Below are 18,886 nucleotides of genomic sequence, written 5' to 3' on the forward strand. Positions count from 1 at the left end.
CGGCGAAACGCCAGCCACGCGCCGGCCGGCGGGGGCGCGGTGGGTCGCTCATCGGCGGCATGGCGGACGCCGGGCGCTGGTCGCTGGTGCGCCGCCTGCCGGGAGCGGACGTCGTGGAAAGCGCCGTGAAGCGCCGCCCGCAGACCGATCCCCAGGCGCTGGAACACATCGCCATGACACTCCTGCGCCGCTATGGCGTGGTGTTCTGGCGCTTGCTCGACCGCGAGGCGGACTGGTTGCCGCCGTGGCGTGAGTTGCTGCGGGTCTATCATCGGCTGGAGGCGCGCGGCGACATCCGTGGCGGGCGCTTCGTTGCGGGGCTGGCCGGCGAGCAGTTCGCCCTGCCGGAAGCGGTGGGGTTGTTGCGCGAGGTACGCAAGCGCCCGCGCGATGGCAGCCTGATCAGCGTATCCGCCAGCGATCCGTTGAATCTGCTGGGCAGCCTGTTACCAGGTGCCAAAATACCGGCTATTGCCGGCAATCGCGTCTTGTATCAGGATGGCGCCCCCGCCGGCGCACTGCTCGCCGGAAAACCTGTATTCTGGGTTGAACTCGACGCAGGGAATGCGCAGCAGCTTCGCCGCTGTCTGATCCACGGCTGATCGAACACTCCGGGCGTTCACTTTCCCGGCTCCTGCTGCACTGCTTTGCCTGGCACTCGAGGGATATGCCCGAAACAACCGAATCCGATCTGCGCATTCCTTCCGCGCTCGCCGCCTTGCGACTGGCCACACAGGCCGAGCACAGCGCGCTGGACCAGAACCTTCCGCTGCAGCGTGACGATTTCGCTCACGCCGACTACCTGAACTACATCGCCCGCGTCTCCGGTTGGCTAAAACCGCTGGAGGCGACGCTGTGGTCTTCGCCGTGGCCAGCGCTGGCGGATGCCGGGCAGCGCGCCGGCAAGCTCGCCTGGATCGAAGCGGACCTGCTCGAGGGCGGCTGGAGCCGTGCGCAGGTCGATGCCATTCCAGTCTGTCCGTATGTGCCGCAGGCCAGCGACGAGGCCCGTCGTTTCGGTATCGCCTATGTGCTTGAGGGTTCGACCCTCGGTTCGAGCTTCCTTTTCCGCCGCCTGCAGCCGCGCCTGGCGCCGCTGCCACTGCACTGGCTGCTCGGCTACGGCGCCGCCACCGGGCCGCTGTGGAAGTCCTTCATCCGCCGCCTCGATGAGCAACTGGCCGAGGTGTCGCAGGTCGAGGCCGCGTCCGCCGCTGCCCGGGAGGCCTTCGAGTCGTTCAACCGTTGGGTCGTGCGGGGGGAATCCGCATGAACCAACCGGTGACGCTGGCCACCTGCGAAGACGAGCCGATCCACATTCCCGCGGCGATCCAGCCGCACGGCGCGCTGATCGCCTTCGACCGCCAGGGGCTGGTGCTCAGCGCCAGCGAGAACACCCAGGCGATGCTTGGCCTGAAGGTGCTTCCCGACCAGGCGCTGTGGCAGGTCGGCCTGCCGCGTGCGGTACGGGAGATGCTCGAGTGCGGCCTGCGCAGCGACGAGCCGTGGATGGACGTGCTGGAGGCGAGCTTCGGCGACGCGCTCTTCGATGTCATCGCGCATGCCCACAAAGGCATCCTCTACCTGGAGTTCGAGCGCCGCGAGGCCGCCCTGACCAGCCTGTCGCTGGGCACCCACAGCATCTACCGGCTGGTCAGCCAGCTGCAGCATCAGCAGGACATCCAGGCCATGCTGGAGAGCCTGATCGTGAGTATCCGCGAATTCTCTGGCTACGACCGCGTGATGGCGTATCGCTTCAAGCCGGACCTCTCCGGCGAAGTGGTGGCCGAGGCGCGGCGCAAGGACCTAGTCAGCTACGTCGGGCAACATTACCCGGCGTCGGACATTCCCGCCCAGGCGCGCCGGCTGTTCATCGAGAACCCGACGCGGATGATCGCCGACATCGCCTACGCGCCGGTCAGGTTGACGCCGTCGACCTGTCCGGACGGGACCCCGTTCGACCTGAGCTACAGCCACCTGCGCAGCGTGTCGCCGATTCACTGCGAATACCTGAGCAACATGGGCGTGTTCGCCTCGATGAGCATTTCCATCGTGGTGGGCGACCAGCTGTGGGGAATGTTCGCCTGCCACCACATGGCGCCCAAGGTCCTGCCGTATCCGACCCGGCTGGCGTTCCAGGTGCTCTCGCAGGTGTGCAGCGCCGCGGTGGCGCGCCTGGAGATGCAGGTCGCGGCCGAACGCGTGCGCAAGGCCGCCTACCTGCAGTTGCAGCTGGCCAAGCAGGCGCGCGATTCCGACGACCTGATCGCTGCGCTGACCAAGGGGACGGCTCATATCCGCCAGTTGTTCGACTGTTCCGACGTGGTGGTGATGCTCGGCGGACGCGTGGAGGCGGGCGACAATCCCGAGCTGGCCGGTTTCGCCGTGCGTATCGTCGCCTCGCTGGAAGCCGATCCCGAACTCGATCTTTACCAGACCTCGCGCTTCGAGGAGCCCTTCACCGATTCGCGCGGCGTCACTTTCTGCGGTGTGCTGGCGCTGCGCTTTCACCGCCAGGAATCCGGCTGGCTGGTCTGGCTGCGCCAGCCGCAGTCGCAGACCATCACCTGGGCCGGCAAGCCGGAGAAGATCGAGCGCGTCGGACCTTCGGGTTCGCGCCTGACCCCGCGCGGGTCCTTCGAGGCCTGGGAAGAAGTGGTGCGCGACCGCGCCGCTGGCTGGTCGGCGGCCGAGCTCGCGATCGCCGAGAAGCTGCGCGGCGAACTGGTGGAGATCTGCCTGAACCGCGCAGCGGAAATCGACCACATGCGTCAGCGCCTGATCGCCGTGCTCGGCCATGACCTGCGCAATCCGCTGCAGTCGATTTCCATGGCCGCTTCCATGATGTCGTCCAGCGATACCCGCAGCGCCGAGCTGCGCAAGCACATCACCTATTCCAGTGGGCGCATGGAGCGGCTGATCAGCCAGATTCTCGAGATGAGCCGCCTGCAGGCCGGCCTCGGGTTGGCGATGCGCATGCAGGAGGTGGATCTCTCGGCGCTGGTCGCCGACTCGGTCAGGGAGATGCTCATGGCGTTTCCGGGAATGCCGCTGGACAGCGTCATCGAGACCGATCTGCGCGCTGTGATCGACCCGGACCGCTACGCACAGGTGGTCTCAAACCTGCTCAGCAACGCGCGCCACCACGGCAGGCAGGGCCGTCTGGTGCAACTGACGCTGAGGCGCGAAGGGCAGGAGCTGGAGCTGACGGTGCGCAACGAAGCCGAGCCGATCGCGCTGGATGACCTGTCGCAGCTGTTCAGCCCGTTCAAGAACGCGTCGGGCTCGTTGCACAACAAGGGCGGACTGGGCATCGGACTGTATATCAGCCAGGCCATCGTCCAGGCTCACCAGGGCAGCATCGACGTGCAGTATCAGGATGGCGTGATCGCCTTCCGGGTGCGGTTGCCTGGCTGAAGTGGCTCCGTGGGACCTCTGAAACGGGAAAAGCCGGCTTTTAGCCGGCTTTTCTTTGCATCGCACGAGCGAATCAGGCGTCTTCGTTGGCCATTTCCGCGTCGTGGGCAATCAGGGCGACCAGTGCGGTCTGCTGGCGTCCGGACAACTGGCGGAAGCGCTGTAGCAGTTCACGTTCGTGCAGGGAGAGCTCGGGGCTGTCCAGGCGCATGGTCAGATCATCGCTCAGCGCGCCTTCCTGGATCAGGCTCTGCTCAAGACGGGCGATGATCTCGGAATTCATACTGCGATGATGGTTTCGTGCTACGTCGGCGATGCGCTCACGCATTCCGTCCGGAAGTCGGACGACAAATTTGTCAGCTGTACGACTGGAATAAATAGCCTGTTTCATAGGGCGCATACATTAGAGACCGGTTAGTTCAAGAGGGCAGTACTGGCACAATGGGCAGGAGTATCCACCGGTTGGACCTCCGTAATTGCGAGTCGTTCAACCATCGCATCAGTGTACTGCATACCGACGAAGCCATGCATAACGTTTCGTTGACGGCAGTTATGCGTCATTTATTTATAATGTACAGGCTTTTTGCCAGCACATCATGCAAATTGCACGTGCGCTTTGTTAGACAACCTCGCTACCGCTATCGATCCGCTCATTCAGCTGCGATGAAGGTGCGCGGGTTATATTCATTGGATTGATCGAAAATCCGGAGAATTCGATGGCAGGCAGGTTGATTTATCTCATGGGTCCGTCCGGTTCCGGAAAGGACAGCCTGCTCGATGCCATCCGCCAGCCGTGGCAGGAACGTGGTGGACGGATTGCGCGGCGAGTCATCACCCGTTCCGCCGAAGCGGTCGGCGAGGACGCGCATGCGGTCACCCCGGAGCGCTTCGCCCAACTCGAAGCGCAGGGTGCGTTCGCGATGTGCTGGCGCGCCAACGGCCTGGCCTATGGCATTCCGCGTGAGATCGACGAATGGCTGGCGGCCGGTCAGGGCGTCCTGGTCAACGGCTCGCGCGGTTATCTGCCTGACGCCCGGCGGCGCTACCCGGCGATGCTGGCGATCCTGCTCAGCGTCCGGCCCGAGGTCCTGCGCCAGCGCCTGGTGGCGCGCGGACGCGAGAACTCCGTAGAAATCGAGCGGCGCCTGGCCCGCAGCCTGGCGCTGCAGTCCGGCAGCGAAGAGCAGGGCGTGCTGCAACTCGACAATTCGGGCGCCCTGGCCCAGACCCTGGAAGCGCTGTTGGGTTTGCTCGACGAAGCGCCCTTGTCGCGCAGCTGAGGGTTCAATCCAGTGGCAACTCGGTGGTGCGTTTGACTTCGCTCATGGCGATGTTCGAATGCGCCTCCTGCACGTGTGGCAGGCGCAGCAGCTGATCGCGCAGAAAGCGTTCGTAGGCATCGATGTCGCGCGCTACCACCTTGAGCAGGTAGTCCGAACTTCCGGCCATGGTGTGGCACTCCAGCACTTCGGGGTAGCCGACAATGGCCTGCTCGAATTCGGCGAGGTTGTTGCGCCCGTGGGCCGAGAGCTTGATGTTGACGAAGACCGTCATGCTCAGGCCCAGCAGCTTCGGGTTGAGCAGGGCGACCTTGCGTTCGATCAGTCCTTCTTCCTGCATGCGATGAATGCGCCGCCAGCACGGCGATTGCGACAGCTCGACCCGTTCGGCGATCTCCGCGGCGGAGAGGTCGGCGTCGTGCTGCAGGAGGCGAAGAATCTTGCGGTCGATGCCGCTCAGCGAAACCTGCATTTTCGTTTCCCTATTCTTGTTATGGGCGCAAGGATCATGCGCAGTATCGGCATTTCTCCCTCCATTTAGGAAGAAAACTCCGGTACCGCTCGGTCATATTCTAGGCAGTGATCCGCAGCGGTCCCGGCCGCCGGTGCCTACTAATAAGAACAAGAGGAATACCGCCATGTCCCTGGCCGAAATCCGTCTGGACGACAAGTACCGCCTCGCCACAGGTCACCTGTACCTGACCGGCACGCAAGCCCTAACCCGTCTGCCGATGCTGCAACGCCAGCGCGACCTGGCCCATGGCCTCAACACCGCCTGTTTCATCTCCGGCTACCGCGGCTCTCCGCTGGGCGGGCTCGACAAGAGCCTCTGGGAGGCACGCGAGTTTCTCCAGCAGAACGCCATCCACTTCCAGCCCGGCGTCAACGAGGAGCTGGGCGCCACCGCGGTGTGGGGCAGCCAGCAGACCAACCTGTTCCCCGGCGCCCGCTACGACGGCGTGTTTTCCCTCTGGTACGGCAAGGGACCGGGCGTCGATCGCTGCGGCGACGTGTTCAAGCACGGCAATTCCGCCGGCGTCTCGCCCCACGGCGGCGTGCTGCTGCTGGCCGGCGACGACCACGGCTGCAAATCCTCGACCATCGCCCACCAGAGCGAGCACGCCTTCATCGCGGCGTCGATTCCGGTGCTCAATCCAGCCAACGTCCAGGAAATCCTCGACTACGGCATCCTCGGCTGGGAGCTGTCACGCTACAGCGGCTGCTGGGTGGCGCTGAAAACCATCGCCGAGAACGTCGATTCCTCGGCGGTGGTGGATGTCGATCCGCTGCGCATCCAGGTCGCCTTGCCGGAGGATTTCGCGCTGCCCGAGGACGGCGTGCATATCCGCTGGCCGGACCCGCCGCTGGCCCAAGAAAAACGCCTCAACACCTTCAAGATCTACGCGGCGCGGGCCTTCGCCCGGGCCAACCGGCTGAACCGGGTGATGCTCGATTCGCCCAGCCCGCGCCTCGGCATCATCACCACCGGCAAGTCCTATCTCGATGTGCGCCAGGCGTTGGAGGACCTCGGACTGGACGAAGCCTTGTGCGCCCAGGTCGGCCTGCGGGTGCTGAAGGTCGGCATGAGCTGGCCGCTGGAGCCGGTCTCGGTGCACGAATTCGCCGAAGGGCTCGACGAGATTCTGGTAGTGGAGGAGAAGCGCAGCATCATCGAGGACCAGCTTACCGGGCAGCTCTACAACTGGCCGGTGGGCAAGCGCCCGCGGGTCGTCGGGGAGTTCGACGAGCAGGGCGCCTCGCTGCTGCCCAACCTGGCCGAGCTGACGCCGGCGATGATCGCCCGGGTCATCGCCCGGCGTCTGGCGCCGATCTACAGCAGTGCGGTTATCGAGGAGCGCCTGGCCTTCCTTGACGCCAAGGAAAAAGCCCTCGCCGCGCCGCGCCACCACACCCAGCGCACCCCGCATTTCTGTTCCGGCTGCCCGCACAACAGCTCGACCAAGGTGCCGGAAGGCAGTCGCGCGCAGGGCGGCATCGGCTGCCACTACATGACCCAGTGGATGGACCGCAGCACGGACACCTTTACCCAGATGGGCGGCGAGGGCGCCACCTGGATCGGCCAGGCGCCGTTCACCGAAACCGCCCACGTGTTCCAGAACCTCGGCGACGGCACCTATTTCCATTCCGGCCACCTGGCCGTGCGCGCGGCCGTGGCCGCCGGGGTCAACATCACCTACAAGATCCTCTACAACGACGCGGTGGCGATGACCGGGGGCCAGCCCATCGACGGCGAATTGCGCGTCGACCAGCTCAGCCAGCAGATCTTCGCCGAGGGGGTGAAACGCATCGCCCTGGTCAGCGACGAACCGGACAAGTACCCCAGTCGCGCAGGCTTCGCGCCCATCGTCAGCTTCCACCACCGCCGCGAGCTGGACGCCGTGCAGCGCGAGTTGCGCGAGTTCAAGGGCGTGTCGGTGATCATCTACGACCAGACCTGCGCCACCGAGAAACGCCGCCGGCGCAAACGCGGAAAGCTGGTTGATCCGGCCAAGCGCGCGTTCATCAACCCGGCGGTGTGCGAGGGCTGCGGCGACTGCAGCGTGAAATCCAACTGCCTGTCGGTGCTGCCGCTGGAAACCGAGCTGGGACGCAAGCGGCAGATCGACCAGAGCGCCTGCAACAAGGATTTCAGCTGCGTCGAAGGGTTCTGCCCGAGCTTCGTCACCGTGCATGGCGGCAGCCTGCGCAAACCGGCGGCGATGGGCGCCAAGGCCTTGTTCGAGGCGCTGCCCGAACCGCGCCAGCCGACGCTGACGCGGCCCTGGAACATCCTCCTGCCTGGCGTCGGCGGCAGTGGCGTGACCACAGTTGGCGCGCTGCTCGGAATGGCGGCGCACCTGGAAGGCAAGGGCTGCACGGTGCTCGACCAGGCCGGCCTGGCGCAGAAGTTCGGCCCGGTGATCAGCCATATCCGCATCGCCGCGCGGCAGTCGGATATCCACGCCGTGCGCATCGCCGCCGGCGAGACCGACCTGCTGCTGGGCTGCGATCTGGTGGTCGCCGCCAGCGAGGAATCCCTGGCCAAGCTCAACGAGAACATCGCCCACGCGGTGATCAACAGCCACGAGTCGCCCACGGCCGAGTTCACCCGCAACCCGGATGCGCAGGTGCCCGGTGCGGCGATGCGGGAGGCGCTGGCCGAGGCGGTCGGCGGCGGGCGCATCCATTTCATCGATGCGACGCGCCTGGCCAGCCGGCTGCTCGGCGACAGCATCGCCAGCAACCTGTTCATGCTCGGCTACGCCTATCAGAAGGGCCTGGTGCCGGTTTCCGCCGAAGCCATCGAGCAGGCCATCACGCTGAACGCGGTAGCGGTGGAGGCGAACCGCCAGGCGTTCCTCTGGGGTCGGCGCGCCGCCCATGATCTGGCCGCGGTGGAGCGCCTGGTTCAGCCGGAAGAGATGACGGAGCCGCGCTGCGAGGGCCTCAAGGAGGTGATCGTCCACCGTATGGCGCTGCTGCGCGACTACCAGAACGCGGCCTACGCCGAGCGCTACCGGGCACTGGTGGAGCGCGTGCGGGGCGTCGACCCTGGTCCGCAGCAGGCGCTCACCGCAGCGGTGGCGCGCTACTACTTCAAGCTGCTGGCCTACAAGGACGAGTACGAAGTGGCACGGCTCTACAGCGACGAGACCTTCCGCCGGCAACTGGAGGCGCAGTTCGAGGGCGACTATCGCCTGCAGTTCCACCTGGCGCCGAGCTGGCTGAGCCGCCCGGACCCGCGCACCGGCGAGCCGCGCAAGCGTGAGTTCGGTCCGTGGATGCTCGGCGCTTTCCGCGTGCTGGCGAGGTTCAAGTTCCTGCGCGGCAGCGTGCTCGATCCGTTCGGGCACAGTGCCGAGCGGCGCCTGGAGCGCGAGCTGATCGCCGACTACGAGGCGGATGTCGACCACCTGCTTGGCGTCCTGAGCGAGGGCAACTACCGCACGGCGGTGGCGATCGCCGAATTGCCGGAGCAGATTCGCGGCTACGGTCACGTCAAGCAGCGTGCGCTGGAGGCGGCGAAACAGGAGAAACGCCGTCTGCTGGCGCAGTTGCAGGCGGGGGAGGTGCAGGTGCTGCATCTTTACGAACCGGCGGCCTGATCGCGGCGCGTGGCGCCGCATGACAAACCGCGCCGGCCTCGCTAACATGCGGCCCCGTCGCGGCGGCAAGCTTCGCCGCGGCGTTGTCCCCTTAGTTCAATGGATAGAATAAGCCCCTCCTAAGGGCTAGATACTGGTTCGACTCCAGTAGGGGACGCCATCTTTCGCGCATTCGCGCCGCTTTGCCTGCCACTCCCGATATCGATGCGACACCCGCGCGCCTGGCGATTGCCCGGTGCTTGATATTTCGAACGGCTGATGCGTATTTTGTCCACCTTGCCGAATCCCGGCTTTCAGAATGATCAAGGAACAGACGTGATGACCAGCAGCGGCCGCAGCTCTCTTGCCGAACGATTGGCCGGTATCGACGAAATCGAGTGCGTTACCCCCGATCTCAATGGCGTGCCTCGCGGCAAGGTGATGACGGCCGAGGGATTCCTCGAAGGCCGTCGCCTGCAGCTGGCACGCGGCGTGTTGCTGCAATGCATCATGGGCGGCTACCCGCCGGCGCGTTTCTACGGCAGCGACGATGGCGACCTGGCGCTGGTCGCCGACCCGGCGCAGATTCACCGTCTGCCGTGGAGCCAGACGCCCCGCGCGCTGGCGATCTGCGATGCCGACGAACTGGAAGGCGGTCGCTCGGGGCTTTCCACCCGCGGGTTGCTGAAGCAGGTCATCGCCCGCTACGCCGAGCGCGGCCTGGCGCCCGTGGTCGCGACCGAGTTGGAGTTCTTCGTCTTCGCGCCGAACAGCGACCCGCATCAGCCGTTCCAGCCGCCACTGGGCCTGGACGGGCGGCGAGAGGATGGCCATTCGGCGTTCAGCGTGAGCTCCAACAACGGTCTGCGGCCGTTCTTCGAGGAGGTCTATCGCTGCATGGCGGCGCTCGGCCTGCCGCGCGACACCTTCATGCACGAGATGGGCGTCAGCCAGTTCGAGATCAACCTGCTGCACGGCGATCCCTTGCTGCTGGCCGACCAGACATTCCTCTTCAAGCATCTGCTCAAGGAGGTCGCGCTCAAGCACGGCATCACCGTGGTGTGTATGGCCAAGCCGTTGGCGAAAACCCCCGGCAGCTCGATGCACATCCACCAGAGCCTGGTGGAGCAGAGCAGTGGCGGGAACATCTTCAGCGACGAGCAGGGCGAGCCGACCGCCGCGTTCCGCCATTTCATTGGCGGCCAGCAGGCGGCTCTGGCGGACTTCACCCTGCTGTTCGCGCCGAACGTCAATTCCTACCAGCGCCTCTGCCATCCCTTCGCTTCGCCGAACAACGCCTGCTGGTCCCACGACAACCGTGCCGCGGGCCTGCGCATCCCGGCCAGCTCGCCGGTCGCGCGGCGGGTGGAGAACCGCCTGCCCGGCGCGGACGCCAACCCGTACCTCGCCATCGCCGCCAGCCTGGCCGCCGGGCTGCACGGCATCGAGCGCGAGCTGGAGCCGAGCGCGGCGATCCAGGGTGAATTCGTGGTGCCGGACGAGCTGACCCTGCCGAGCACCATGCACGCGGCGCTGGAGCGTCTACGCCGCAGCCAGTTGGCGCGGGAACTGTTCGGGAGCGAGTTCATCGAAGGCTACATCGCCAGCAAGGCGATGGAGCTGACCAGCTTCTTCGATGAAATCACGCCCTGGGAACGCCGCGTTCTCGCCGCCCAGGCGTGAACCTCCGCCGGACCGCTCAGGCGGTCCGGCCCCAGCAGGAGTTTCCCGTTTCAATGTCCAGGATCTGGAAGTCTTTCGGCCCGCTGTACCTGGCCACCACCCTGATGCTGCTCGGCTCGGGGTTGCTCAGCACCTACCTGGCCCTGCGTCTGTCGAAGAGCGTCGACGGGCTCTGGGTGGGCGCCTTGATGGCCTCCAACTACTTCGGCCTGGCGCTGGGCGGCAAGACCGGCCACCGACTGATCGCCCGGGTCGGCCACATTCGCGCCTATTCCACCTGCGCCGCGATCGTGACCGCCGCGGTGCTGGGGCATGGCCTGATCGATTGGCTGCCCGCCTGGCTGATCCTGCGCATGCTGGTGGGCCTGGGCATGATGTGCCAGTACATGGTGATCGAAAGCTGGCTGAACGATCAGGCCGAGGCCAGCCAGCGTGGGCGGGTATTCGGTGGCTACATGATCGCCTCGTACCTCGGGCTGGTGCTGGGGCAGATGGTCCTGGTGGTCCACCCGGGCCTCGGCATCGAGCTGCTGATGCTGGTGGCGATGTGTTTTGCGCTGTGCCTGGTGCCGGTGGCGGCGACTCGCAAGATTCACCCCGCCGCGCTGCATCCGGCGCCGCTGGAACCGCGTTTCTTCATCCGCCGGGTGCCGCAGTCGTTGACCACCGTGCTGGTCTCGGGGCTGCTGATCGGCTCCTTCTATGGCCTGGCGCCGCTGTACGCCACGCGCCTGGGGCTGTCGACGCAGCAGGTCGGCGTGTTCATGGGCAGCTGCATCCTCGCGGCGTTGCTGGTGCAGTGGCCGCTGGGGTGGATTTCCGACCGTCGCGACCGCGCCTGGCTGATTCGTGTCTGCGCCTTGCTGCTGAGCGTGGCGGCGCTTCCGCTGGCGCTGCTGGGCGAGGTGCCGCTGGCGGTGCTGCTGCCGCTCGGCTTCGTCGTCAGCCTGTTGCAGTTCAGTCTCTATCCGCTGGCGGTGGCGTTTTCCAACGACCATGTGGAGGCCGAGCGTCGGGTGTCGCTGAGCGCCATGCTGCTGGTCACCTTCGGCATCGGTGCCTGCGTCGGTCCGCTGCTCGCCGGCGTGCTGATGAAGTACCTGGGCGCGAACATGCTGTATGCCTTCGTCAGCCTTTGCGCGCTGATCCTGGTCTGGCGGATTCGCCCGGAAGCGGTGACCAATCTGCATCAGGTCGACGATGCGCCGCTGCAGCACATCCCGATGCCCGACAGCACGGCCAGCTCGCCGCTGACGGCGGCGCTCGATCCGCGGGTCGATGGACAGGTGGTGGAAGCGCAGATGCAGAGCGGGGAAGGGGCCGCGTCACCGGAGGCGCCGGCGAACGGCTGATCGGCGCGAACGCTCAGTCGAGGCGACGGGCTTCGCGCTGCAACTGGTAGACGAAGCGCTCGACCGCGCGCTGCTCGAGCCCGCTGAGGCGGAAGAAGCGCAGCCCGCAGAATGTCACGTCGAGCCTCGCGTCATAGCGCTGGTGACGCAGCTCCACCGACGTGGTGACTGCGCCGAACGGCAATTCGGCGGTCAGGCGCTCGTAGACTTCGCCCGGATTGAGGCGGTCGGTGACGTCGCCGGCGAAGCGCAGCTTGCAGCCGGTGGCGGAGATGTCGAGCATCTGGCCGACGATCGAGGCCCTGAGTTTGTCGCCGTCCAGGCTCACCTGGACCGGCTGGGTCAGTTTCAGCACCGCGCGGAAGGCGCCCCGGCGCTGGTGGTAAAGCATCTCCTCGGGTTGCGTCGCCCAGTACGCGCGGGCGCCTTCGAGCTCGCCGATGTAGAGCTTCTGCTCGCAATCCCAGGCGATGCGCACGCCCTCATGGAAGCCTTCGACGTGGAAGGACTCGCCGGCCTGCAGATAGCGTTCGCCGTCGTTGGGTATCAGTTCGTCGAGGGCCAGCAGGTTGCGCTCGCGGTCGACCTGGACCACGAAACTCTGGAAACGCTGCGAGCGGCCTTCGAAGGTTATGACGAGAGGGTCATGGTTCTGCTGCAGCAGGCGCAGGTTGGCGAAGATCTCCAGCGGAGCTCTAAGCAGCCGGGGCTCTTGCGGACCATTCTCCTCGATGAAGGGGTTCGGCACTCCAGCGTTCTCCCGGCAATAGGCTGCGCTAGCATACGGGCAACACGACTGCATGTCGTTCTTATTTCAGGGATTTATGCCTGGCTCAAGGGACGCTGATAGCCGACGCGCGACGTCGCTCCACGGTTATTGTAGAGGTTGGGCACCTCTGCGCCGCGAAGGATTCCAAGCAGCTTGGTGACGCTGGTCTGGCTGGCGCGAATCAGCCGCCCATTGCGCAGGTTGGTGTCCTGACATTCACGCAGCAGCGCGCTGAGTCGATCGCCGGCGGCGAGCAGTTCCTCGCCTTGCGCCGAGGCCTTGGCGAGTGCCTGCAGTCCCGCGCGGTCGGCGCTCAGGTTCAGCGAGACGAGCACGCGACTCCGCGCCCGGCCATGCTGGTCGAGCAGGGCGAGCAGGGTCTGCTTGCTGGTGAGGATGGTTTCCAGGGAGGTGAGGTCCTGACTCGTCAGGGCCTGGGTCTCGCTTTCGAGCAATTCAAGCAACTGCTCGGCGTGGCCGATATCTTCGCTGAACAGTTGCAGCAGGGTCGTGTCGTTCATGGCGGCGGGCTCTGGGAATCAAGCGTCCAAAATCCCCAGCGCGGCCTGAAGCTAACGCTGGGACTCGAAATCGAGCAGTTTGCTGGCGACGCGTTTGCTATCGACCTGATAGCTACCGTCGCTGATCGCCTGCTTGAGCCGGGCGACCTTCTCGCTATCGACGGTGGGCAGGTCACGCAGCTTGTCGCTAACGGACTGCAATTGCTGTGCCTCCTGGCTGAGCTGCACGGGTTCGCCGCCCTTGGCTGGGGTCTGCTCGACGGTGCTGCTCGCTTTGCTGTCGGCGGCGGCTTCGGTGCGACTGCCGGGCTGGCTGCTGCTGGTACGCGTCGTCGAAGACGGCGTAACGGCATTGTTGGGCCGGTTGAAGTCGATAACCATGATGCAAAACCTCGGACGGTGTCTGGACGCTTGCCCAGCTTTTCGGCGATCACGCCGATAACTTTAGCGAGACAGAGCAAAAAGATTTGCGCCGTCCGCCAGTGTAAAGAACCGTCCTGTCTGCACGCCAGCCGTTTCATGCCTTACATAGCCACTTCTACCACGCCCGGGCCGGTAACCCGGGCCTTGATCACACGTTGAGACTGCAGGTTCCTGACCCGGATCTGCTCGCCTGGGGCGCCCGCCGAAAGTGCTTCGCCGGGCATGTTCACGTTGATGGCGCCGCTTTGCGCCTTGATCACCACGTGGTCACCCTTGGCGATCACGTCGGCTGTTTCCAGACTCGTCATAAGGATCGCCTGGTCGGCGACCACCGGTCGTGTCAGCTTGCTGCCGACCGCCTGCTCGGTAGCGACGAGGAAGGCCTGGCCGAGGGTTCCGGTGTCCCGTTCCGCCAGCGCTACATCGGTCTCGCCGATAATGCTGCCGCGGGTCAGCGGACGCTTGACCACCACGACGTCGCGGAACACCTTCACCTGGGCCGGAACGAACACGCTCCACGGCGAACTGCCGTCGCAGCTGACCCTCACCGTGACCCGCCCGATCGGTTGGGCCGGGCTTTCCAGCTTGGCGTTCAGCTCCTGATCGCACAGCGGCAGGCGCAGGCGCGGATCGAGCCGGTTGACCTGGATTTCGTAGCGGCCCGGTATGTCCACGGTACGCAGATAATCTTCCACGGCGAATTCAAGAAATCCCTGGGTCGTGTCGATAAGTTGCTCAGGCATGGTTTGCTGGGCCAACACCAGACCGGTGTAGCCGAGCCCGCATAAAGTGGGTAAAACACGACACATGCGCTGTCGTTTTGACATCATGCGTCGAAAAAATGTCGTGAGTTCTTTCATGACAGGTGAGATAGCAAGGGTCGTGCCGCCTGCTAACCTGAGCAGACGCGGGACATTCATTTAGAGGAATCTGGCATGGCCGGTGTATTGGATTCGGTTAACCAGCGAACTCAGCTGGTGGGGCAGAACCGCCTCGAGCTGCTGCTGTTCCGCCTGGACGGAAAACAGCTGTACGGCATCAACGTGTTCAAGGTGAAGGAGGTGCTGCAGTGCCCGAAACTCACCATCATGCCGAAATCGAGCCCGGTCGTTCGCGGCGTTGCCAGCATTCGCGGCGGTACCATCCCGATCCTCGACCTGGCCATGGCCACCGGTAAACCGGGCCTCGATGACCTGAAAGACAGTTTCGTCATCATCACCGAGTACAACACCAAAGTGCAGGGTTTCCTGGTGCGTTCCGTGGAGCGCATCGTCAACATGCACTGGGAAGAGATTCATCCGCCGCCAAAGGGCGCCGGTCGCGACCATTTCCTGACGGCGGTGACGCGGGTCGACAATCAGCTGGTGGAAATCATCGACGTGGAGAAGATTCTCGCCGAGGTGGCGCCGACTTCCGAGGTCATCTCCGAGGGCGTGATCGACGTGGAGACCCAGCAGCGCGCGGTGACCAAGCGCGTGCTGATCGTCGACGACTCGTCGGTGGCGCGCAAGCAGGTGAGCCGTTGTCTGGAAAGCGTTGGCGTCGAGGTGACTGCGTTGAACGACGGTCGCCAGGCGCTGGACTATCTCAAGAGCATGGCCGACGAGGGTCGTCACCCTGAAGACGAATTGCTGATGATGATTTCCGACATCGAGATGCCGGAGATGGACGGCTACACGCTCACCGCGGAGGTTCGCGCCGATCAGCGCCTGCAGAAGCTGCACATTCTCCTGCATACTTCGTTGTCGGGCGTGTTCAACCAGGCCATGGTGAAGAAAGTGGGCGCCGACGATTTTCTCGCCAAGTTCCGCCCCGACGACCTCGCTTCGCGGGTCGTCGAGCGTGTCAAACAATCAGTCAACGGCTAAGGAATACTCTTGGCAGCCCATCGGATCGGAGAGGCAGCACCCGTGTCTTCAGGCAATCTGGACTTCGAGCAGTTTCGGGTTTTCCTGGAGAAAACCTGCGGCATCCTGCTCGGCAGCAACAAGCAGTATCTGGTATCCAGCCGCCTCAACAAACTGATGGAGCAGCAATCCATCCGTTCCCTGAGCGAGCTGGTCCAGCGTATCGAAAGTCAGCCGCGCAGCGGCCTGCGCGAGCAGGTGGTCGACGCGATGACGACCAACGAGACCCTCTGGTTTCGCGATGCCTACCCGTTCGAGGTGCTGAAATCCCGGATTCTTCCGGAGATGATCAAGAACGCCGGTGGGCAACGGCTGCGAATCTGGTCGGCCGCCTGTTCGTCGGGGCAGGAGCCCTATTCGCTGTCCATGGCGATCGACGAGTTCGAACGGACCAACCTCGGCCAGCTCAAGGCCGGCGTGCAGATCGTCGCCACCGACCTTTCCGGGACCATGCTCACCGCCTGCAAGTCCGGCGAGTACGACAGCCTGGCGATGGGGCGGGGCCTCTCGCAGGAGCGCCTGCAGCGCTACTTCGATCTGAAGGCGCCGGGCCGCTGGGCGGTCAAGGCGCCGATTCGCAACCGGGTCGAGTTCCGCGCGTTGAACCTGCTGGACAGTTACTCGGTGCTGGGCAAGTTCGATATCGTCTTCTGCCGCAACGTGCTGATCTACTTCTCCGCCGAGGTGAAGAAGGACATCCTCACGCGCATCCACGCCACGCTGAAGCCCGGCGGCTACCTGTTCCTCGGCGCGTCCGAGGCACTGAACGGTCTGCCCGACCTCTACCAGATGGTCCAATGCAGCCCCGGCATCATCTATAAGGTCAAGTAACACCCTCCAGCTCTTCGAGCGCTTTCCGCGGCGGAAAGCGCTTGCCGCTCCCTGGCACGCCTTGCCGCTCACCGCGCCAAAGTTTTGCCGCCCCTTCCCGAAGAGAGCCACCGAAAGCGGAAATTAATTGCCGTTTTCGCATCCGGTTTTTGTCGCTTGTTCACAAGTAGCTGATTTATAAGGCTAAAAAATCATGGCATGACGCTTGCTTTGTCGCTGATACAGCACATCGCATAGGTCCCGCGACCATGAGCATCAGTTTCGACAACGCCCTCGGTATCCACGAGAAAGCCCTGGCCTTTCGGGCGCAACGCGCCGAGGTACTAGGCAATAACCTCGCCAACGCCGACACGCCCAACTACAAGGCCCGCGACCTGGACTTCAGCGCGGTGCTCGCCGAGCAGGCGGACAAGATGGCGAAGGGTGGCTCCAGCTCGAACATGCCGACGCTGACGACCACCAGCGGCCGCCACATCGAGGCGGAAGGCATTGCCATGACCACCACCGACGCGTCGTTGCGCTACCGCATTCCGACCCAGCCGTCGCTGGACCAGAACACCGTCGACGAACAGGTCGAGCAGGCCGCCTACGCCCAGAACTCTCTGGAATTCCAGGCCAGCTTCACGCTTCTCAACAGCAAGTTCAAAGGGCTGATCGAGGCCATTCGCGGAGAATAAGCATGTCACTCAGTAGCCTGTTCAATATCGCCGGTACCGGCATGAGTGCGCAGAACACGCGCCTGAATACCGTCGCCAGCAACATCGCCAACGCTGACACCGTTTCCTCCAGCGTCGATCAGACCTACCGCGCGCGGCATCCGGTGTTCGCCACCATGCTCAATGGCGCCCAGGGCGCTGGTGGCGGTTCGCTGTTCGAGGACCAGGGCCAGGCCGGCGTGGGCGTTCAGGTGACCGGAATCGTCGAGGACCAGAGTGAGTTGCAGGCGCGCTACGAGCCCAACCATCCGGCCGCGGACAAGGACGGCTACGTGTATTACCCCAACGTCAACGTCGTCGAGGAAATGGCCGACATGATCTCCGCCAGCCGTGCGTTCCAGACCAACGCGGAAATCATGAACACCGCCAAACAAATGATGCAGAAAGTACTGACGCTGGGTCAGTAAGCGGAGAACCTCAATGAGCACTGTCAATAGCGCCTCCGACGTACTGGCCGGACTGTCCAGCACCACGAAGCCGAAAGATTCCAGCAGCACCAGTTTGTCCAGCAGCTCCAGCTCGCTGGGCAAGAACGACTTCCTGCAACTGCTGGTCACCCAACTGAACAACCAGAACCCGCTCGATCCCCAGGACAACAGCGAGTTCGTCGCCCAGCTGGCGCAGTTCAGCCAGGTCGAGGGCATGGAGAACCTGAACGCGTCCGTCAACACCATCACCAGCGGCTTCCAGTCCTCGCAGGCGCTGCAGGCCTCGTCGCTGGTCGGTCGTTCGGTGATCGCGCAAACCGACAAGGCGGTTGTGGATACCTCTACCGGCATCACCGGCGCGGTGAAGCTGCCTGAGGCCGGCACCGAAACCACCGTCAGCGTGTACGACTCCGCTGGCGCCGTGGTGAAGAAGATCAATCTCGGCGCCCAGGAGGCCGGCAACGTCACGTTCGAGTGGGACGGTACCGACACCAATGGCACGAAGCTCGCGGCCGGCACCTACACGTTCAAGGCTACCGCCACCATCGATGACACCAAGACCGCTCTTTCGACCTACATGCCGGCGACTGTCAGCAGTGTGACGCTGGGACAGGACGGCGGAGAAATGACCCTCAACTTAGCCGGGATGGGCAGCGTGAAGCTGTCGCAAGTCCAGGTGATTGGCCAGTAAGCCGGCGCGCCGGAAGGAGAAATTCATGTCTTTCAATATCGGCCTGAGTGGCCTCAACGCCGCCAGCAAGAACCTCAACGTGACCGGCAACAACATTGCCAACGTGGGCTCCACCGGCTTCAAGGCCTCCCGCGCGGAGTTCGCCGACGTGTACGCCACCTCGATGTTCGGCTCCGGCAAGAACACCACCGGCAGCGGCGTACTCACCGCCAACGTCTCGCAGCAGTTCACCCAGGGCAACATCACCTCCACCGGTGGCAGCCTGGACCTGGCGATCAACGGCAACGGCTTCTTCGTGCTCAGCGACAATGGCTCCCGGGTCTACACCCGTAACGGCACCTTCCATTCGGACAGCGCCGGTTTCGTCATCGACAACTCGGGCAACAGGCTGCAGGGCTACGGCGTCGATGCCAGTGGCAACATCGTCAACGGGGTGATCACCGATCTGAAGATCGATACCACCAACCAGTTGCCGAAGGCCACCACCGATATCGACCAGGTCGTCGCGCTGAACTCCACCGCGGCCGTTCCTACCACCACGCCGTTCAATCCGTCGGTTTCGGCGAGCTACAACTGGTCCACCTCGGTCGACGTCTACGACTCCCAGGGCAACTCGCACACCATGTCGCAGTACTTCGTGAAGAGCGATGCGAACAACTGGACCATGTACGTGACCGTCGACGGACGCAACCCGAGCAACCCGGGCGGTGACAGCGCTGCCGTAGGCGCCGCGCAGACCGCCGCCAACGCCGCCGGCTCGACGCCGGCCAGCGTGGTCGCCGC

Annotated in this window: 19 protein-coding genes and 1 tRNA gene; 14 read left to right on the forward strand and 6 right to left on the reverse strand. The window is 64.5% G+C overall.

What is annotated here, in order from left to right; translation table 11 throughout:
- The 3 genes from B2X67_RS01950 to B2X67_RS01960 all read left to right on the forward strand — a co-directional run.
- Nucleotides 1-602 (forward strand): Lhr family helicase (locus B2X67_RS01950; RefSeq protein ID WP_422662529.1); only part of this gene is annotated, 602 nt, incomplete at its 5' end.
- A 65-nt stretch (nucleotides 603-667) separates the two neighbouring features.
- Nucleotides 668-1,273 (forward strand): biliverdin-producing heme oxygenase, encoded by a 606-nt coding sequence (locus B2X67_RS01955; protein WP_286784433.1) that lies wholly within the window; start codon nucleotides 668-670, stop codon nucleotides 1,271-1,273.
- Nucleotides 1,270-3,417, forward strand: coding sequence for an ATP-binding protein (locus B2X67_RS01960; RefSeq protein ID WP_286784434.1), 2,148 nt, complete (start codon nucleotides 1,270-1,272; stop codon nucleotides 3,415-3,417). The genes B2X67_RS01955 and B2X67_RS01960 overlap by 4 nt, the downstream gene beginning before the upstream one ends.
- Nucleotides 3,418-3,490: 73 nt before the next feature.
- Here B2X67_RS01960 and B2X67_RS01965 read toward each other — a convergent pair whose 3' ends face one another.
- Nucleotides 3,491-3,817, reverse strand: coding sequence for an Arc family DNA-binding protein (locus tag B2X67_RS01965; RefSeq protein ID WP_090229685.1), 327 nt, complete (start codon nucleotides 3,815-3,817; stop codon nucleotides 3,491-3,493).
- A gap of 316 nt (nucleotides 3,818-4,133) precedes the next feature.
- Between B2X67_RS01965 and phnN the strand changes: the two genes are divergently transcribed.
- Nucleotides 4,134-4,697 carry a phosphonate metabolism protein/1,5-bisphosphokinase (PRPP-forming) PhnN gene (gene phnN / locus B2X67_RS01970; RefSeq protein ID WP_273229332.1) on the forward strand — a complete coding sequence of 188 codons (564 nt, stop codon included), beginning with the start codon at nucleotides 4,134-4,136 and terminating at the stop codon, nucleotides 4,695-4,697.
- Nucleotides 4,698-4,701: 4 nt separating this feature from the next.
- On the opposite strand, the gene B2X67_RS01975 is transcribed toward phnN, so the two are convergent.
- Nucleotides 4,702-5,169 (reverse strand): Lrp/AsnC family transcriptional regulator, encoded by a 468-nt coding sequence (locus tag B2X67_RS01975; protein WP_090229680.1) that lies wholly within the window; start codon nucleotides 5,167-5,169, stop codon nucleotides 4,702-4,704.
- Between the two features lie 166 nt (nucleotides 5,170-5,335).
- Here B2X67_RS01975 and B2X67_RS01980 point away from each other — a divergent pair, with 166 nt between their 5' ends.
- From B2X67_RS01980 to B2X67_RS01995, 4 genes are all read left to right on the forward strand, one after another.
- Entirely contained in the window at nucleotides 5,336-8,803 is a 3,468-nt protein-coding gene (locus tag B2X67_RS01980) for an indolepyruvate ferredoxin oxidoreductase family protein (RefSeq protein ID WP_286784435.1), read from the forward strand.
- A gap of 85 nt (nucleotides 8,804-8,888) precedes the next feature.
- Nucleotides 8,889-8,963, forward strand: a tRNA-Arg gene (locus tag B2X67_RS01985).
- A gap of 260 nt (nucleotides 8,964-9,223) precedes the next feature.
- Nucleotides 9,224-10,465 (forward strand): glutamine synthetase family protein, encoded by a 1,242-nt coding sequence (locus B2X67_RS01990; RefSeq protein WP_286784442.1) that lies wholly within the window; start codon nucleotides 9,224-9,226, stop codon nucleotides 10,463-10,465.
- A 53-nt stretch (nucleotides 10,466-10,518) separates the two neighbouring features.
- Nucleotides 10,519-11,817 carry an MFS transporter gene (locus B2X67_RS01995; protein ID WP_286784436.1) on the forward strand — a complete coding sequence of 433 codons (1,299 nt, stop codon included), beginning with the start codon at nucleotides 10,519-10,521 and terminating at the stop codon, nucleotides 11,815-11,817.
- A 13-nt stretch (nucleotides 11,818-11,830) separates the two neighbouring features.
- Here the strand turns inward: B2X67_RS01995 and B2X67_RS02000 are convergent, their stop codons facing one another.
- The 4 genes from B2X67_RS02000 to flgA all read right to left on the reverse strand — a co-directional run bounded on the left by B2X67_RS02000 (nucleotide 11,831) and on the right by flgA (nucleotide 14,390).
- Nucleotides 11,831-12,619, reverse strand: coding sequence for a flagellar brake protein (locus tag B2X67_RS02000; protein WP_286784437.1), 789 nt, complete (start codon nucleotides 12,617-12,619; stop codon nucleotides 11,831-11,833).
- A 20-nt stretch (nucleotides 12,620-12,639) separates the two neighbouring features.
- Nucleotides 12,640-13,107, reverse strand: a complete 468-nt coding sequence (locus tag B2X67_RS02005) for a flagella synthesis protein FlgN (RefSeq protein ID WP_273229327.1) — start codon at nucleotides 13,105-13,107, stop codon at nucleotides 12,640-12,642.
- A gap of 51 nt (nucleotides 13,108-13,158) precedes the next feature.
- Nucleotides 13,159-13,488, reverse strand: coding sequence for a flagellar biosynthesis anti-sigma factor FlgM (gene flgM / locus B2X67_RS02010; protein ID WP_273229326.1), 330 nt, complete (start codon nucleotides 13,486-13,488; stop codon nucleotides 13,159-13,161).
- Nucleotides 13,489-13,631: 143 nt separating this feature from the next.
- Nucleotides 13,632-14,390, reverse strand: a complete 759-nt coding sequence (gene flgA, locus B2X67_RS02015; RefSeq protein ID WP_286784443.1) for a flagellar basal body P-ring formation chaperone FlgA — start codon at nucleotides 14,388-14,390, stop codon at nucleotides 13,632-13,634.
- 75 nt (nucleotides 14,391-14,465) lie between these two features.
- Here flgA and B2X67_RS02020 point away from each other — a divergent pair, with 75 nt between their 5' ends.
- The 6 genes from B2X67_RS02020 to B2X67_RS02045 form a co-directional block, all read left to right on the forward strand.
- Entirely contained in the window at nucleotides 14,466-15,398 is a 933-nt protein-coding gene (locus B2X67_RS02020) for a chemotaxis protein CheV (RefSeq protein WP_286784438.1), read from the forward strand.
- 42 nt (nucleotides 15,399-15,440) lie between these two features.
- Complete coding sequence (gene cheR / locus B2X67_RS02025) at nucleotides 15,441-16,268, forward strand: protein-glutamate O-methyltransferase CheR (RefSeq protein WP_286784439.1); 828 nt, start codon at nucleotides 15,441-15,443, stop codon at nucleotides 16,266-16,268.
- A gap of 248 nt (nucleotides 16,269-16,516) precedes the next feature.
- A complete protein-coding gene (flgB, locus tag B2X67_RS02030; RefSeq protein ID WP_090229653.1) occupies nucleotides 16,517-16,945 on the forward strand; it encodes a flagellar basal body rod protein FlgB in 429 nt (142 codons plus the stop codon).
- Between the two features lie 2 nt (nucleotides 16,946-16,947).
- Nucleotides 16,948-17,391, forward strand: coding sequence for a flagellar basal body rod protein FlgC (gene flgC, locus B2X67_RS02035; protein WP_090229651.1), 444 nt, complete (start codon nucleotides 16,948-16,950; stop codon nucleotides 17,389-17,391).
- Between the two features lie 13 nt (nucleotides 17,392-17,404).
- Complete coding sequence (gene flgD / locus B2X67_RS02040; RefSeq protein ID WP_286784440.1) at nucleotides 17,405-18,103, forward strand: flagellar hook assembly protein FlgD; 699 nt, start codon at nucleotides 17,405-17,407, stop codon at nucleotides 18,101-18,103.
- Between the two features lie 25 nt (nucleotides 18,104-18,128).
- Nucleotides 18,129-18,886, forward strand: a 758-nt coding sequence (locus B2X67_RS02045; RefSeq protein ID WP_286784441.1) for a flagellar hook protein FlgE, incomplete at its 3' end; no start/stop codon positions are given.

Origin of the sequence: Pseudomonas sp. UBA3153 (assembly GCF_002364635.1) — a bacterium.
GTDB lineage: Bacteria > Pseudomonadota > Gammaproteobacteria > Pseudomonadales > Pseudomonadaceae > Pseudomonas_O > Pseudomonas_O kuykendallii.

What these genes read in the sequence shown, in the direction of transcription:
- B2X67_RS01955 (WP_286784433.1), top strand. Translation starts at nt 668, where the DNA reads ATGCCCGAAACAACCGAATCCGATCTGCGCATTCCTTCCGCGCTCGCC.
- B2X67_RS01960 (WP_286784434.1), top strand. Translation starts at nt 1,270, where the DNA reads ATGAACCAACCGGTGACGCTGGCCACCTGCGAAGACGAGCCGATCCAC.
- B2X67_RS01965 (WP_090229685.1), bottom strand. Translation starts at nt 3,817, where the DNA reads ATGCGCCCTATGAAACAGGCTATTTATTCCAGTCGTACAGCTGACAAA.
- phnN (WP_273229332.1), top strand. Translation starts at nt 4,134, where the DNA reads ATGGCAGGCAGGTTGATTTATCTCATGGGTCCGTCCGGTTCCGGAAAG.
- B2X67_RS01975 (WP_090229680.1), bottom strand. Translation starts at nt 5,169, where the DNA reads ATGCAGGTTTCGCTGAGCGGCATCGACCGCAAGATTCTTCGCCTCCTG.
- B2X67_RS01980 (WP_286784435.1), top strand. Translation starts at nt 5,336, where the DNA reads ATGTCCCTGGCCGAAATCCGTCTGGACGACAAGTACCGCCTCGCCACA.
- B2X67_RS01990 (WP_286784442.1), top strand. Translation starts at nt 9,224, where the DNA reads ATGACGGCCGAGGGATTCCTCGAAGGCCGTCGCCTGCAGCTGGCACGC.
- B2X67_RS01995 (WP_286784436.1), top strand. Translation starts at nt 10,519, where the DNA reads ATGTCCAGGATCTGGAAGTCTTTCGGCCCGCTGTACCTGGCCACCACC.
- B2X67_RS02000 (WP_286784437.1), bottom strand. Translation starts at nt 12,619, where the DNA reads ATGCAGTCGTGTTGCCCGTATGCTAGCGCAGCCTATTGCCGGGAGAAC.
- B2X67_RS02005 (WP_273229327.1), bottom strand. Translation starts at nt 13,107, where the DNA reads ATGAACGACACGACCCTGCTGCAACTGTTCAGCGAAGATATCGGCCAC.
- flgM (WP_273229326.1), bottom strand. Translation starts at nt 13,488, where the DNA reads ATGGTTATCGACTTCAACCGGCCCAACAATGCCGTTACGCCGTCTTCG.
- flgA (WP_286784443.1), bottom strand. Translation starts at nt 14,390, where the DNA reads ATGAAAGAACTCACGACATTTTTTCGACGCATGATGTCAAAACGACAG.
- B2X67_RS02020 (WP_286784438.1), top strand. Translation starts at nt 14,466, where the DNA reads ATGGCCGGTGTATTGGATTCGGTTAACCAGCGAACTCAGCTGGTGGGG.
- flgB (WP_090229653.1), top strand. Translation starts at nt 16,517, where the DNA reads ATGAGCATCAGTTTCGACAACGCCCTCGGTATCCACGAGAAAGCCCTG.
- flgC (WP_090229651.1), top strand. Translation starts at nt 16,948, where the DNA reads ATGTCACTCAGTAGCCTGTTCAATATCGCCGGTACCGGCATGAGTGCG.
- flgD (WP_286784440.1), top strand. Translation starts at nt 17,405, where the DNA reads ATGAGCACTGTCAATAGCGCCTCCGACGTACTGGCCGGACTGTCCAGC.